Source organism: Fulvivirga kasyanovii (assembly GCF_009711405.1).
Classification (GTDB): domain Bacteria; phylum Bacteroidota; class Bacteroidia; order Cytophagales; family Cyclobacteriaceae; genus Fulvivirga; species Fulvivirga kasyanovii.
This window is the reverse complement of record NZ_SMLW01000667.1, coordinates 19,713-34,179: the sequence shown is the minus strand read 5'-3', so window position 1 is coordinate 34,179 and position 14,467 is coordinate 19,713. Positions and strand designations below refer to the sequence as shown.

The 14,467-nt window shown below is 43.3% G+C and carries 14 protein-coding genes; 5 read left to right on the top strand and 9 right to left on the bottom strand.

The window, feature by feature from the left end; translation table 11 throughout:
* Nucleotides 1-400 precede the first annotated feature (400 nt).
* From E1163_RS26790 to E1163_RS26780, 3 genes are all read right to left on the bottom strand, one after another.
* The gene (locus E1163_RS26790; protein ID WP_155176236.1) at nucleotides 401-928 is read right to left on the bottom strand and encodes an NADPH-dependent FMN reductase; all 528 of its coding nucleotides are present in this window, start codon (nucleotides 926-928) and stop codon (nucleotides 401-403) included.
* Nucleotides 929-1,043: 115 nt separating this feature from the next.
* A complete protein-coding gene (locus E1163_RS26785) occupies nucleotides 1,044-1,328 on the bottom strand; it encodes a GNAT family N-acetyltransferase (protein ID WP_155176233.1) in 285 nt (94 codons plus the stop codon).
* A gap of 14 nt (nucleotides 1,329-1,342) precedes the next feature.
* Nucleotides 1,343-2,224 (bottom strand): pirin family protein, encoded by an 882-nt coding sequence (locus E1163_RS26780; RefSeq protein WP_155176231.1) that lies wholly within the window; start codon nucleotides 2,222-2,224, stop codon nucleotides 1,343-1,345.
* A gap of 267 nt (nucleotides 2,225-2,491) precedes the next feature.
* Between E1163_RS26780 and E1163_RS26775 the strand changes: the two genes are divergently transcribed.
* Nucleotides 2,492-2,866, top strand: a complete 375-nt coding sequence (locus E1163_RS26775; protein ID WP_155176229.1) for a BlaI/MecI/CopY family transcriptional regulator — start codon at nucleotides 2,492-2,494, stop codon at nucleotides 2,864-2,866.
* The gene (locus E1163_RS26770) at nucleotides 2,859-4,556 is read left to right on the top strand and encodes a M56 family metallopeptidase (protein ID WP_155176227.1); all 1,698 of its coding nucleotides are present in this window, start codon (nucleotides 2,859-2,861) and stop codon (nucleotides 4,554-4,556) included. Before E1163_RS26775 ends, E1163_RS26770 begins: the two co-directional genes overlap by 8 nt.
* Nucleotides 4,557-4,705: 149 nt before the next feature.
* Here E1163_RS26770 and E1163_RS26765 read toward each other — a convergent pair whose 3' ends face one another.
* From E1163_RS26765 to E1163_RS26745, 5 genes are all read right to left on the bottom strand, one after another.
* Nucleotides 4,706-5,275, bottom strand: a complete 570-nt coding sequence (locus E1163_RS26765) for a DUF1572 family protein (protein WP_155176225.1) — start codon at nucleotides 5,273-5,275, stop codon at nucleotides 4,706-4,708.
* A gap of 74 nt (nucleotides 5,276-5,349) precedes the next feature.
* Nucleotides 5,350-5,889, bottom strand: a complete 540-nt coding sequence (locus E1163_RS26760; protein WP_155176223.1) for a YbhB/YbcL family Raf kinase inhibitor-like protein — start codon at nucleotides 5,887-5,889, stop codon at nucleotides 5,350-5,352.
* A 264-nt stretch (nucleotides 5,890-6,153) separates the two neighbouring features.
* Nucleotides 6,154-7,026, bottom strand: coding sequence for a helix-turn-helix domain-containing protein (locus tag E1163_RS26755; protein WP_155176221.1), 873 nt, complete (start codon nucleotides 7,024-7,026; stop codon nucleotides 6,154-6,156).
* A 98-nt stretch (nucleotides 7,027-7,124) separates the two neighbouring features.
* On the bottom strand, nucleotides 7,125-7,850 hold the full coding sequence (locus E1163_RS26750; protein WP_155176219.1) for a class I SAM-dependent methyltransferase: 726 nt from the start codon (nucleotides 7,848-7,850) through the stop codon (nucleotides 7,125-7,127).
* 133 nt (nucleotides 7,851-7,983) lie between these two features.
* The gene (locus E1163_RS26745) at nucleotides 7,984-9,198 is read right to left on the bottom strand and encodes an S-adenosylmethionine:tRNA ribosyltransferase-isomerase (protein ID WP_155176218.1); all 1,215 of its coding nucleotides are present in this window, start codon (nucleotides 9,196-9,198) and stop codon (nucleotides 7,984-7,986) included.
* A gap of 73 nt (nucleotides 9,199-9,271) precedes the next feature.
* Here E1163_RS26745 and E1163_RS26740 point away from each other — a divergent pair, with 73 nt between their 5' ends.
* The 3 genes from E1163_RS26740 to E1163_RS26730 all read left to right on the top strand — a co-directional run bounded on the left by E1163_RS26740 (nucleotide 9,272) and on the right by E1163_RS26730 (nucleotide 13,727).
* Nucleotides 9,272-10,360, top strand: coding sequence for an o-succinylbenzoate synthase (locus tag E1163_RS26740; RefSeq protein WP_155176216.1), 1,089 nt, complete (start codon nucleotides 9,272-9,274; stop codon nucleotides 10,358-10,360).
* Complete coding sequence (locus tag E1163_RS26735; protein WP_155176213.1) at nucleotides 10,357-11,097, top strand: VIT1/CCC1 transporter family protein; 741 nt, start codon at nucleotides 10,357-10,359, stop codon at nucleotides 11,095-11,097. The genes E1163_RS26740 and E1163_RS26735 overlap by 4 nt, the downstream gene beginning before the upstream one ends.
* A gap of 164 nt (nucleotides 11,098-11,261) precedes the next feature.
* Nucleotides 11,262-13,727, top strand: coding sequence for an ABC transporter permease (locus E1163_RS26730; RefSeq protein ID WP_155176211.1), 2,466 nt, complete (start codon nucleotides 11,262-11,264; stop codon nucleotides 13,725-13,727).
* A 339-nt stretch (nucleotides 13,728-14,066) separates the two neighbouring features.
* Here E1163_RS26730 and E1163_RS26725 read toward each other — a convergent pair whose 3' ends face one another.
* Nucleotides 14,067-14,360 carry a hypothetical protein gene (locus E1163_RS26725; protein ID WP_155176209.1) on the bottom strand — a complete coding sequence of 98 codons (294 nt, stop codon included), beginning with the start codon at nucleotides 14,358-14,360 and terminating at the stop codon, nucleotides 14,067-14,069.
* Nucleotides 14,361-14,467: the final 107 nt, after the last annotated feature.

Below are 14,467 nucleotides of genomic sequence, written 5' to 3'. Positions count from 1 at the left end.
TCCATCGCTATGGATATGACTAACTGTTTGGATAAAAGGCATTTTGTAGGTGGTCTGTCAGGGGACAGACCACGGAGGAAAGGATGCGTCAACAAAACCTTTACCTCCCAAAAGCCCCATTGTTTGTGTTTTCACCACCAACCATATGTTTTATGGATTGAATAACATTGGAGCGGCCGTTTTTATATTTCTTTGCTTAGGGGCTAAATGTGCTGAAATTTGTTTTTGCTATGTGTGCCAAAGCGGTCAGCATTTCATGGCGGGGGTTTCCTATGGCACATTTACCACTGATTAGATTTCCCGGGGTTGCACCCCGGGCTAATCACATTCAGCACCTACGGCACTGCTTTTCGCCCTTAAGTTAACGACTATGGTCAGGGGACAGACCGCGGAGCCTTTACTACAGCCTGCTTTTAAATACTTCAATCTTATCCTCCAACTCCTTTTTCAGGGCTTCATTAATGATTTGGCCGTTTTCAAAATTTTGTCGGAAGGATGGCAGGGAAAAGGACTCGATGACTTCCGCTCCGCATTTGGGGAAAAATGGTTTTGCTGCGTTCATTACATTGCCGCCGCCATATCCTCCCGGTGAAGTGCTCATAAGGAGCATGGGTTTACCCGCGAAAATGTTCATGTCTATGCGGCTGCACCAGTCAAGCACGTTTTTGAAAGCTACCGTATAGCTTCTGTTATGTTCTGCCAGAGAGCAAACTATAGCATCGGCATTGCTCATGGCCTCCCGAAAACGCCCGACAGCTTCAGGGAAACCTGTCTTTTCCCTGTCAACCGAAAACAAAGGCATCTCGTAATCATTCAGATCAAGAAGGTTGATTTCAAAATCAGGAAAGTAAGTCAGAACAAACTTTACAAGCTGTTTATTAATAGAAGTGCTGCTATTACTCCCCGCAAAGGCTACTATTTGCTTCATATTTTAGGCTTTAGATTTTAGTATTGAGTATTGAGACCTGGTATTCGGTGAACAGTAAACAAGTAAACAGTGAACGGAGAGCAAGTAACCAGCAACCCGCAACCAGTAACCCGCGTCATCCTGCTAATACATCTCTTATTTCTTCGATTTTATCAAATACACTTTTTGCAAAGGGGCAAAGTGGAATGACCTTCACATTGCTTTCCCGGGCATAGTCTACGGCCGCGTGTACCATTTTATAGCCTACGCCCTGACCTTTGAATTCCGGGCTTACCTCGGTGTGGTCTATGATCATTTTATCCTTACCTGCCCATGAGTAGGTCATCCGCCCGGCCTCTTTGCCGTTATCTACAGCTTTGAAAAAGCCTTTGGTTTCCCTGTTAAACTGTTGAATATCCATTGTTTTAATTGATTTTAATGTTTTCTGGGTTCAGGGAGCGGTACAAAATCTGTTTCTCCCGGTACTTTTGGGAACTTCTGCTCGCGCCAGTCATTCCGGGCTTTTTCTATCAGAAGTTTGTCAGAGCTTACAAAATTCCAGTGGATAAACCGCTCTTCTTCGAAAGGCTGCCCTCCAAAAATGTAAACGGTGCTGTTGGGGCCAATCTCAAATTCGCACAGGCTGCTTTCTTTTGCGATCAGAATATGTTTAGGTTCATAAGTATGGCCATCACTTTTGATATAACCTTCGAGTATGTAAAGCGCACTTTCACCAAAAAGGTGTTCGCCAATAGATAATGTTGCCGTGTCGGTGCTTTTGATCTCTAAAAAATATAGCTGGCTATGCACGGGAACAGGTGATTTTCTGCCAAACGCCTCCCCGGCAATCAATTTCATAGATACACCATCCTGCTGCCAGTGCGGAATATCTTTGGCTTCAACATGAGAGAATGATGGGTCGGAGCTTTCCAAAGCTTTTGGCAATGCCACCCAGATCTGTAAGCCATGCAGACTTTTGTCAGAATTTCTGAGATATTCAGGGGTACGCTCCGAGTGTACCACGCCTTTGCCTGCCGTCATCCAGTTGACAGCGCCGGGCTGTATTTCTACCTCGTAACCCATGCTGTCGCGGTGCATGATGGCTCCTTCAAATAAATAGGTCAGGGTAGAAAGCCCGATGTGAGGGTGCGGGGGAATATCAAAATTCTCGTGGTCTTTTAGGGTGGTTGGCCCCATGTGGTCGATAAAAACAAATGGGCCTACAGCCCTTTTTTGGCGGAAGGGCAACAGCCTGCCCACCATGAAGTTGCCGATGTCGGCAGCTCGTTCTTCAATAACCAGGTCTATGTTTGACATGTTCGCTTGTGCTTGTTCTGAAATGTTAAAGATAGATTGTAGATCAATGTTAAGTCAAACGAATTGGATTTTTTTATTTTTCTGGTATCAAACAGAGATAAGTGATTTGATTGCTTTTTATTGCATTGATTTTCAGCCAGTTGATTTCTGATTGAACTTATATTTAAGTTAATCAACTAATTAATAAGTTAAATAACTTAATATTAAGTTGTAAAACTTATTTTTAAGTTGTATTCTTGTATTGCTGATTAATTAAACTCATTAACAATGGTTACACTTACCAAGGCAGAAGAGAAGATAATGAAAATTCTCTGGGATATTGAGAAAGGCTTTATAAAAGATATTATCGATCAGTATCCCGACCCAAAACCTCCGTACAATTCTGTTTCTACCATAGTGAGAGTATTGGTGCAAAAGGAGATCGTAGGCTTTAAGGCTTATGGCAACTCTCATCAATATTACCCGCTGGTGTCAAAGGAAAAGTACAGGAAGGGGCAATTGTCAAAAGTGGTTTCAGATTATTACAATAATTCACTGAAACAGGTGGTCAACTTTTTTTCGGAGAGTAAAAAGCTCGATGAAAAGGAGCTTGACGAGGTAATGAAAATGCTGGAAGAGCTAAAATCGCAGAAGAATGACTAAGGTTATCATGTATCTGGCAGAGTCGGGTGCCGTGTTGGCGTTCTTTTATCTGCTCTATGTATTGGTTTTAAAGAGAGAGACCTTTTTTAACCTCAACCGATTTTTTCTGCTGGGCATTCTGGTGTTTTCAATAGTGTTTCCATTTATGAGTTTTGATTCGAGTCCTGCCAAGATTCCGCTCCTGGAGCAGCAGGTGCAGGAGATCAGCAAATTTAGGATCTCATATTATGATGCCATGGCCAGGTGGGAGTTTGAAAATTTTAGAGAAAAACCTCTGGCCGGTGGTAAAGAATATGTAGAGAGCGAGGCTACATTCAATTGGGCTGATTTTGGTATAAAGGCATTTTTGACCCTGTATATTATAGGAGTCGCCTTGTGTTTATCCAGAATTGCTGTGGGTTTTTACCGACTTTGGAGGATGACCGTTATCTACCCAAAAGAAAATGTGGATGGCCTGAAAGTCGTCAGGTTGGCGAACCCTGTAGCGCCATTCTCATTTTTGAATTATGTTTTTGTACATCAAGATACGGTTGTATCGCCGGAGTTTGAGCAAATATTGGCACATGAAAAGGTGCATGTTCAGCAGCGCCATTCTTTTGATCTGATCTTTGTTCAGTTCCTGGCCTCATTTCTATGGTTCAATCCACTCATATGGAAGTTAATCAAATCCCTAAAAGCTACACATGAATATATAGCAGATGAAAAAATAATGAATTCGGGTTATTCCCTGGTAGAGTATCAAACCATGCTTTTGAGTCAATTAATCAGCAACAACTCAAACGGGTTGGTACATAATTTTAATCTATCATTTATTAAAAAACGAATAGCCATGATGAAAAATAATAAATCAGGAAGGTCAGGCAAGATAAAAGTAGCTATGGCCGTATTAGCGACGGTATTGTCGAGTGTAATATTTATACAGTGCAATTCAGGTATCGATGAGCAGGTATCTTCACCGGCCGGGACAAAGGTTGAGGAGGTAGCAGTGGGGGTGAACTTGCCCGTACTGCCTGCGACAAGGTACAAGTTTGAAGGAAAGGTCAATGATGTGTTAAACTTGTCGGTTAAAGACGGTAAAATAACCATTAATGGAAAGTACTATGAACTGGACGAGGTAAAGCAGGTTGTCGAAGATGCTAACCTGCCTCATGAAGGGGTAATCATAGCCAGCATAGACAAAGACCAGCAGATGGGCTTCGTGCGCGATGTGATTTGGGAATTGCGCAGGGCTGACAAAAGAAAACTTCTTTTTTTAGGACAAACCGATACAGGAGAAAAGGTTGAAGTAGCTATGCTGTTACCACCAACTCCTGAAAATACAATCAAGTTTAATTACCCACCTCTTCCGGATACGGAGAAGATGATTGCTTCAGGAAAGCTTGATCCGCTGAGGGTTAACTTTGGTGAGAGCAGTGAATACAACATGAAGCAAAAAGTGTATGACTTTGTGATGGAGCATGTAAAAAAGAACTCACCCGATTATTTGGTAGTTGCTAAATATGATGATGAAGCTCTTTACAAAGACTATTTGAGCAACTTCCTGAATACGCAGGAGGCTTTCAGGCAGATATACCAGGCAAAAGCTCAGGAAGTTTTCGGAAAAGACTATTATGATATGGAGAAAGAAGAGTTTGCTACTGTTCGTAAAAGTATACCCATGAATATAGTAGTTAATGATGAGAATGGCTGATGCCGGGGTTTAAATTCGTAAAGCAGAGGTGCTGTCAAAGTTTTTTCCATACCACAGGGTAAAATATTGAGTGGATCTTAATGCTACCGCAGCACCAGGGGCCTTGCTAAGTTGTATCCTGACCAGGTTACTTCTCAGCAAGGCCCATTTTATTCTTTCCCCTTCAAAAATTCATCTGTAAAGTGCTGCCGGTGCTTTTCTTCGGCAAATTTTTGGGCATTAAACTGCTTGGACTGGCCTTTGGCAATAGACAAGGTCTGCCAGCTATCTTTTTTGGCTATTTTTCCAATGTATACGATCTGCCCTACATGGTATGCATAGTGGGCAAGCTGGCGGTTAATAGCCTCTACCACCGTGTGACCCTGATTGCGGATAAAAATCTCACGCTCAAGATCATGGTCACTTAAAGGCTTAAGTGCCTCAAACAGACACTTCCAGCCTTCATTCCATTTGTCCATTAACTCCTGCCGGTCAGCAATATCATTTTCAAACTCCGCATCACGGTCACGCCAGGTTTTCTCGCCGTCTTCCGTAAGGAAATCAGTCCACCGGGAAAGCATATTGCCCCAAAGGTGTTTTACGATTGTGGCAATGCTGTTGCAATCCTGCGTGTACTCCCACATCAATTGCTCACCGGTAAGCTGAGCAAAAGTTTTCTCTCCCAGCAGTTTGTAATATTCAAACTGCTTAATGATACTTTCCAGATAAGTGCCTTTCATATGTATTGGTCTTTTAATTCCAGGAGATTTCGCCAGCACAGTTTGCCTGTTGCCCTTGCCGATTACCTATTGAGTTATCTTTTATAATAAAACACAATAGATGCTTTATCTATTACATTTTGATTCAGATAGTAGCCCACCATGGCAGGGTTAGCCTTGCTGTCCAGTCCGAGCTTATCCACTTTAAGCGCATATACAGTAACGACGTACTGATGAGGGCCATGGTTTTCCGGAGGGCAAGGACCGCCGTAACCTGCCGAACCAAAATTGGTCAAACTTTGAATAGCACCTTTAGGAGCAAGGTTCTTTGCAGGGTCTCCGGCTCCGGATTGCAGTTCGTTGGTGTTTTTATCAATATCGAAAACCACCCAGTGCCACCAGCCACTTCCGGTAGGTGCATCTTTGTCATAAATGGTAACGGCAAAGCTTTTGGTGCCTTCAGGGGCGTTGGTCCATGAAAGTTGAGGGGATATATTCTCTCCGGTGCACCCAAAGCCATTAAATACCTGCTGTTTAGTGGCCTGTCCGGTAAGCTCATCACTTTTAAGGGTGAAAGTCTGGGCCTTGGCCATAACAGTTGCAAATACAAATAGTAAGATTAAAATACTTCTCATAATTGTTGTTTTTTTGTTTATACAAATGTGAGAAGATATATCCTTAAATAGTTGCGCTAAAAGTCCAGACTGTTTTTCTACAAGTTCAACTTTTCAGGCCACAAGCTTAATACCTGAGGAGTAAATGCAGCAAAAAATAAAACATGTCATATGAAGCTTACTCTTGAAAATCAGAAAACCGCGCCTACTGTTATTTTATGCCGGTTGCTACTGCTTTTGCGGATTGCTGTTAAACAACTGTCTGTCAAACGCAAAGGCGAAAAGTTAGTGTCTCTCCATAAATTCTGCCTTATCCAACTTTTGTGGCTTGTAGCCTCTGGGAGAGGTGCCAAAGTGCTTTTTAAATTCATTGCTGAACGCGGAAAGGTTTTCATACCCCAGCTCGAAATAAATCTCGGATGGACGCAGGTCATTTTGAAGAAGCAATGCGGCTTTTTTCATTCTTTTGGATATATAATATTGCCGTGGTGTGGTATTGTACACCTCCTTAAATCTCCTCTTGAAAGTAGACAGGCTCATGCTGCACAAAAATGCCAGTTCTTCATTAGACAGGTTAAAGCTGTCAGGGCGCTCGATAATACTTTTAAAGGCTACATCCCTGTGGTGGTTCAGGGTCTCTTTTATAAAACAGGTAAGTTCTTCCGGGTATCTGCCAAAAAGGTATAACAGTATTTCATTAAGCTTAGAGCGAATTAAGGGAGGGCTCGGCTTATTGCCCATCAGCAGAAGGGACCTTTCAAAGGTGGTGATGTATTCGTCTTTATCGAGAATTTTTGTTCGCGTGAAGCCGGTTGCTTTCCGGGCCTGGTCAATGGGAATATTGTTGATCCTTACAAAATCGTTGAGAAAGTCGTTGTCAAAGAAGAAAAGTACACTTTTGTAAGCATTTTCAACTGTTGTTTTTTCAGTCATTAAAGTGTTGCCCGGCTTTAGCAACATCAGTTGGCTCTTGTCAAAAGAGATTTTACCTGTGCCACTATAAACCGTTTTCTCACCCTTGAGCAGGAGGCACAATAAATTCTGGCTGAACCTTACTTTATTTTTCTGAGAGGATTGTTTTGCCTCATAATAATGGATACTTACACCGCAATGCCCGTCATTAAACGCTTCCGGGAGATTGCAGACTTGTTCGGTCATACAAATAGTACTGATTTGATTGGTAGTGAAAAATAGTGATTATTTTGTATGTTCTCAAGCTGAGAGGCGTTTTCTTACACCTGGTCAGGCCGTACTCTCTATTTCTTTAGTATTACCACACTCTGTTTTGTTCTATCTATTTGTTGATGATAAAACCCATGAAGCCTGAAATTGGCATTTTCCATCAGGCTTATGAAAAAATTCTTTTCATAGCGAACCCGGTGCAATGCGCCAGTAGATTCTGCTATGTAATTTTGAGGGTTCTCTTCAACGTCCGGAACATCATTTTCTACAAAAGCAGTAAGATACACCGCGCCATTTTTGTGCAGTACCCTATTAAATTGGTTCAGGTAAAACTGAATATCGTTGGTCAACATATGCGAGAACACCGAGTTAAGGAAGATAAGGTCAAAGCTATCTTTATCAAACGGAAGCTCCTGCAACCCTTCAGCTCTTTTGTTATATCTGGCATTATGCGCCGACAAATGAATGAAATTGTAAGCGTCTTTATAACGAAGGTTCTTATTGCACCAGTCTATTGACTTTTTATCAGTGTCTATTCCCGTGTAGGATGAAAACGGTGTGTTTGTGTACTCCAGGGTATTGGCCAATCGGCCCTGACCACATCCGAAATCCAGTATTTTAGATGAATTGGTGAGCAGACCTTTTTCCTTTAAAAAGTCTACCTGCTCAATTCCTGAGTTTAAATAATCCTCATTTGAAGACAGTTGCTGGTTGGTCCTGAAATTAGGAAGGTTCAGGCCCTTGTATGATATCGTTTGGTTATGCCCACTTTTGAATAAATTCCTGATTGTTTTTAGCATGGAGCTATGTTAAAGTAATTAAAAATAGAAACTATGATGGGCAAAATATTATGTGTACCCTGCCTTAAATTTACAAATCGCCCTGAACATTCCAAGAGCCGCTGCTCATGGCTGGTCATATGGTATCACGGGGCTAAGGCCAAAGCAAAGAGCTGTCACCATAGCTCAAAAACCGATAATTATTATCAAGGGCTTCCTCATATACTTTTCTCCAGTTTTCACCAATAAATGCTGCCACAAGCAATATCAGCGTAGAGCCCGGCAAATGATAATTGGTGATCAGGCCTTTGCATACCTTGAATTCATAACCCGGAAAAATGAAGATCTCCGTATGTCCGATCAAAGTTTGCCGGTTGGTCTCAGTCATCAATTTTTTAACGGCTTCAAAAGCTTCGTGGGCTGAGGGCAGGACAGAACCTTCAAACTGGTAAGGCAGGAGTTTTTCAATATTAAAACCGGTGTCATTTTTCAACAATATTTTTACTCCATACCAATACAAACTTTCCAGTGTACGCATAGATGTGGTACCTACCGCCACCACCTTGGGGTTCTCCAGCAAAGCATCGATATTTTTCATGGTTATCACCACTTGCTCGGAGTGCATGGGGTGGTTGATTACATTCTCCTCCTTTACGGGCTGAAAAGTGCCCGCACTGACATGTAGTGTCAGGTAGTTAAGTGTTACACCCTTTTGCTGCAACTTTTCGAGTACCTGATCGCTAAAATGAAGACCGGCGGTAGGAGCAGCCACGGCACCTTCGTGGTGAGAGTATATCGTCTGGTATCTTTCCTTGTCTTCTTCACTTACCTCCCGGTTGATATACGGAGGTAGTGGGATCTTGCCGGCAGCCTGGATAACATCCACAAAAGTGTAATCATCATCCCAGGTAAACTCGATGATTTGTGTGCTGCGATCTACAACTCTGGCCTTTAAAGTCACCGGTTGATCATGCATGGGAAGCACAAGCTCCAGCACCTGCTCATCTTTCCACTTTTTCAGGTTGCCCACCATGCATTTCCATTGGCAGCTTCCTTTAATCCACATGGATTGAGCTACATCGCGCGTGGGTTGCAGAGGTTCGAGCAGAAAAACTTCAATATGTGCCCCCGTTTCCTTCCTGAAATGCAGGCGTGCGGGTATTACCCGGGTGTCATTGAAAAACAAAGCTGTATCCGCCGGGATGTGATCGCTAAGGTTTCGAAAAACAGTATGCTCAATTTTACCCGAATTATAAACGAGCAATTTCGAATTCATCCGTTCCTTCAAAGGGAATTTTGCAATTCTCTCATCGGGCAGGTCATATTTATAGTCGTTCAGGCTTATTGGAGGCAGTTCTTTTTCTGTCATGCCGCAAATATAGGGTGAGGTTGTTGATTAAATGGGATAAATCTTTCAAATTGTGCCCTTATCTGATCACGCTATGCCCTTAAAAACATCTTACCAAAAGTATATCCTGAATTTTAAGTTTGATGCCGGCACCTCGAGAGGTGTTTTAAAAGAGAAAGAAACATGGATCATAAAGGTATGGGACACCTCACGGCCTGAGGTGTTTGGACTTGGCGAGTGTGGCCCTTTGAAGAAGCTCAGCATAGATGACCGGGAAGACCTGGGCGAACGGCTCGAAGAATGCCTGAAAAACCTTGACGGCATGGACTTGCCTACGTCAGAAGAAGAAATATTCCGGATTGCCGGTGAACTTGCCGGTGCGGATTTGCCTGCAGCCCGCTTTGGGATGGAAACTGCGCTTCTTGACTTGCTGAATGGTGGTAAGCGGGTGATCTTTAACAATGGCTTTGCACGGTCTGAAATGAGAATACCGATAAACGGACTGATCTGGATGGGGCATATGGAAGCTATGCTGCTGCAAATTTCCAATAAGGTGGATGCTGGGTTTGACTGTATAAAAATGAAGATCGGCAGCCTCGATTTTGAAAAGGAATGTGATATTCTGGATTACGTGAGAAGAAAATACTATCAAAGTGACATTACGCTGCGGGTCGATGCCAATGGCGCTTTTAAGATACATGAAGCCATGGATAAACTGAAAGCCCTGAGCAAATACAGGCTACATTCCATAGAGCAGCCTATTGCCGCCGGACAGCCGGATGAGATGGCCAGACTTTGCCAGAATACACCGGTGGATATCGCCCTGGACGAAGAGCTGATAGGCGTGTATGGTAAGGATGCAAAACAGCAGCTACTGGAAAAGATCAGGCCGCAATACATCATTTTAAAGCCAACCCTGGTAGGAGGGATCTATTCCTGTAAAGAGTGGATAGAAATAGCAGAGTCTATGGGGATTGGATGGTGGCTTACCTCGGCACTGGAATCCAACATTGGCCTTAATGCGGTTTGCCAGATGTCTCCCTACCTGAATGCACAGGGCTACCAGGGGCTGGGTACCGGGCAGTTGTACCATAATAACATTCCTTCCCCTTTAAAAATTGAAGCAGGCCACATCTGCTACGACAATGAGGAATCGTGGGACTTTGCTAACTTAGGGTTATGAGCAAGGTTATTTCGGAAAAGAAACTTCACGACGAAGGGAAGGTTTGGGTCTTCAACAAAGACTATATTGCCGAGTTTGTCTATGGCGGTATAGATGGCGCTATCACTACCTTTGCCGTAGTGGCAGGGGCAGCAGGAGCCAGTGCTGACCTTACCTGGGTGCTGATCTTTGGATTTGCCAATCTCATAGCTGATGGCTTTTCTATGTCAGTGGGTAATTTCTTTTCGGTCAAAGCCGATCGGGATAATTTTGAAAAGCATAAAGCTGTTGAATATTGGGAAGTGGATAACCTGAGGGAAAGGGAAGTGGAGGAGATCCGTGAAATATATGCTGCCAAAGGCTTTGAGGGCGAATTGCTGGAGAAGGTAGTGGAAGTTATAACCGCAGATAAAGATATATGGGTGGATACCATGATGAAAGAAGAGCTGGAAATGACCAAAGATGATAAAACCCCTTTTAAAACAGCCTTCGCTACATTTGCTTCTTTTAGCGTCATTGGTATCATCCCGCTACTGGCTTATGTTTTTGCCGCTCTTTTTGACTTCGCCACCGATAACCTTTTCATGATGTCGTCCATAGCCACAGGTATCGCACTTATGTTTGTCGGTTATTTAAAGAGCATCGTCACCAATACACGATGGGTGAAAGGAGTACTGGAAACACTCTTACTCGGTGGATTGGCTGCATTTCTTGCCTATTTTGTCGGAGAAGTCCTGGCCAGGTATTTTTTAAATTAGACAAAAATCATTTTTGTATTCAGCCTGTCCATGTCGAAGGTGTAAGTGCTTGGCTTACAGAGGTTGTGTTGATTTTATAAAGACTTGATTCTAAGTTTTTTGCGGATTTTTTGTAACTTCTTTCAATTAAGCAGGTCTACTATAAAACTCAAAACACAACAACCATGGTCAAAAATTACCTCAAAGTTGCTTTTCGCAGCATACTGAAGAGCAAAGTATTTTCTATCGTCAATGTACTAGGCCTGGCCATAGGCATTGCCGCATTTTTACTGATCGTACAGTACGTCAATTTTGAACTGAGCTACGACAGGTTTATCCCTCAATCAGAAAACATTTACAGGGTGACCCTTGAGCAGTACCTCAACAATGAGATGATGACGGAGTCCGCGGAAAACTACCCCGGAGTAGGACCGGCCATGCTGGAAGAGGTTCCTGAAGTAGCAGGATATGCACGCCTTTACAACATGGGCTACAAAAATAATCTGGTGATTACCTATGAAGATGCGCCCAATGGCCCTGTCATGTACAAGCACCGGCACTTCCTGTATGCTGATTCGGCATTTCTACCCATGTTTGGCTATGAAATGGTCAAAGGCAATGCCGCAACTGCCCTGGCCGAACCCCTTTCAGCAGTTATCTCCGAAGAGTACGCCAGGATGTACTTCGGAGAGGAAGAACCAATCGGTAAAATGCTCCACCTGCAAGACGATGATTTCAACAACGAATTATGCAAAGTAACAGGTGTCTTTAAAACGCTGCCAGCCAATACCCATTTGAAGTTCGATGTGCTGTTTTCCTATGAGACCCTGTACTCCCGTGGCGACTGGGCTCCGGCCCGCTACAATGAATCGTGGCGAAGAAAGGACATGTACACCTATGTAAAGCTTAACCCGGGCACAGACCCTGAGGTGGTAGCTCAGAAACTGCCCGGGCTGATCAGCAAATATTCTCCCGACCTGATTGAGGCCAACCGGGAGGATGTTCTGAAACTTCAACCTATTACAGATATTCACCTTTATTCGAAGCTGGCCGATGAAGCAGAAGCCAATGGTAATGGCAGGAATGTCTATGCCCTGGCTTTAATAGCTTTCTTCATCCTGCTGATTGCCTGGGTGAATTATGTAAACCTGTCTACCGCCAAAGCCATGGAAAGGGCCAATGAAGTGGGCGTGCGTAAGGCGCTGGGAGCATTTAAAGGCCAGCTTATGAGGCAGTTTCTCATTGAATCTGCCATAGTGAATTTGGCCGCATTGCTATTTTCTTTTATCATCATCGCTTTGGTTATGCCCCTGTTCAATCAAATGTCGGGTCTTTCGTTGTCATTCTTTCAGCTTTTTGAAGGATGGTTTATCCTTTACTGTTTACTGATCTGGGTAGTAGGTACGTTGCTGACAGGTCTTTACCCGGCATTTTTCCTCTCTTCGTTCAGGCCTGTCAGTGTGCTTAAAGGCAAGTTGAGAAATTCGGGAAGGGGAGCATTGTTAAGAAAATCACTTGTGGTTTTCCAGTTCATAGCATCAGTAGCCCTGATCTCTGGCACTATCATCGTTTATAACCAACTATCTTATATGCGAAGTATGGACATTGGTATGGAGATCGATCAGGTGCTGGTAGTAGAGCGGCCGGGCGTTGCTCCACGTGACCGCCAGGCGTTTTCATCCAATATTGATGTGTTCCGTGAGCAACTGGGGCAGCATCCGGCTGTTCAGGGAGTTTCTACATCTATTACCATTCCCGGCAAAAAGAGGGAATATAAGGCCGGGGTCAAACGCTACGGCAGCCCGGATGATGATGCAGTAACCCTTCGCATGAATAGCATGGACTATAATTTCATTGATGTTTTCGGTATGGAGCTTCTGGCCGGCAGGACGTTTTCAGAGCAATACCCCAACGACCCCGATACTTCGGTGATCATTACCAACTCTGCGGTTAAGCTTCTGGGTTTCGAAAAACCCGAAGATGCCATTGGCCAGACTTTGGTAGTTCCTGGTTATGACTGGAGCGCTATCGTGGTAGGGGTGGTTAACGATTACCATCAGGAGTCGCTTCAAAAAGCACAGGACCCCATTATATTTTACTGCACCCTGTATGGGGGCGAGTTTTACTCCATGAAAGTAAGTACCACCAACCTCGACGAGACCATTAAACATGTAGAGGCAAGCTGGGAAAAGGCCTTTCCCGGCAATCCGTTCTCTTACTTCTTTCTCGATGACTACTTTAACCGGCAATATGAGAACGAACAGAAGTTTGGAAACCTGTTTGCCTCGTTCTCTGTACTGGCCATTATCGTCGGCTGTCTGGGACTTTTCGGCCTTTCAGCTTTCACGGCCCGCCAAAAGACCAAAGAAATCGGGATCAGAAAAGTGCTGGGATCATCAGTAAACAGCATATTCTTTTTGCTGTCCAAAGACTTTATCAAGCTCATAGCAATTGCCATCATCATAGCCATACCTTTAACCTACTACGGCATGACCCAATGGCTAAATGGTTTCGCCTATCGCGACAACATCGCCCTCTGGACATTCATAGTCGCCGGCGCCGCCGTAATACTGTCCGCACTGATAACAGTAAGCTTCCAGACCGTAAAAGCCGCCAGAGTGAATCCCGTGGACTCGCTGAGGTATGAGTAGTTTTGGGTGACCAGTTTTCGGAGGCTGGTAAACGGTGATCGGTGAACAAGTAAAAATGGTAAACAGTGAGCAGTGATCGGTAAGTTGGGATTTTGAATATTCTACGGCAAAATTTTAGTTTTAGAATGGTGCGAACAGAGCTAAATAGCGGCTTTACTAAACTTTCAAAAGTTTGGTAAAGCTTAGCTGTTTAGAAGTACTGACCGTAGTAATGCCGCCAACGATAACGAAAAAAGCCGATCATTATTTTGACCGGCTTTTTCCACGGCTCTGAATTTTAATTATTAAGGATGACCTCATTAATTGATAAAATTCAGACGTTAAGTAATGTTGTTATCATTAATCTATACAACCATCTTTAATGGTAATGTTATCACCATCTTTAACTTTTTCCCATCCGCAGGCGGTCTGGATCTCCGCTTCTTCACTTCCTCCGGCGATAGTAACGGATGCAGTTCTGCTGCTGCCAAACTCTACTGTTTTGGTCATTCCGGCTATCCTAACTGTAAATACATGATTTTTAGAGTCCTTATTGTGGTATCTGAGATATACACTGGCATGGCCTACTGAACTTGCAGCAAGTAGAAAACCAACAATTAGCACTTTAGCCTTACGATTAAAAAATCTCTTCATAAATAGTTTTGTTAATAAATTGGTATAAAAATTATTTAAATATAATAATTAATCTAATTGAACCAATTTAAATTTTAACCGTATTGTCCAATAAATTAAAAATAAAA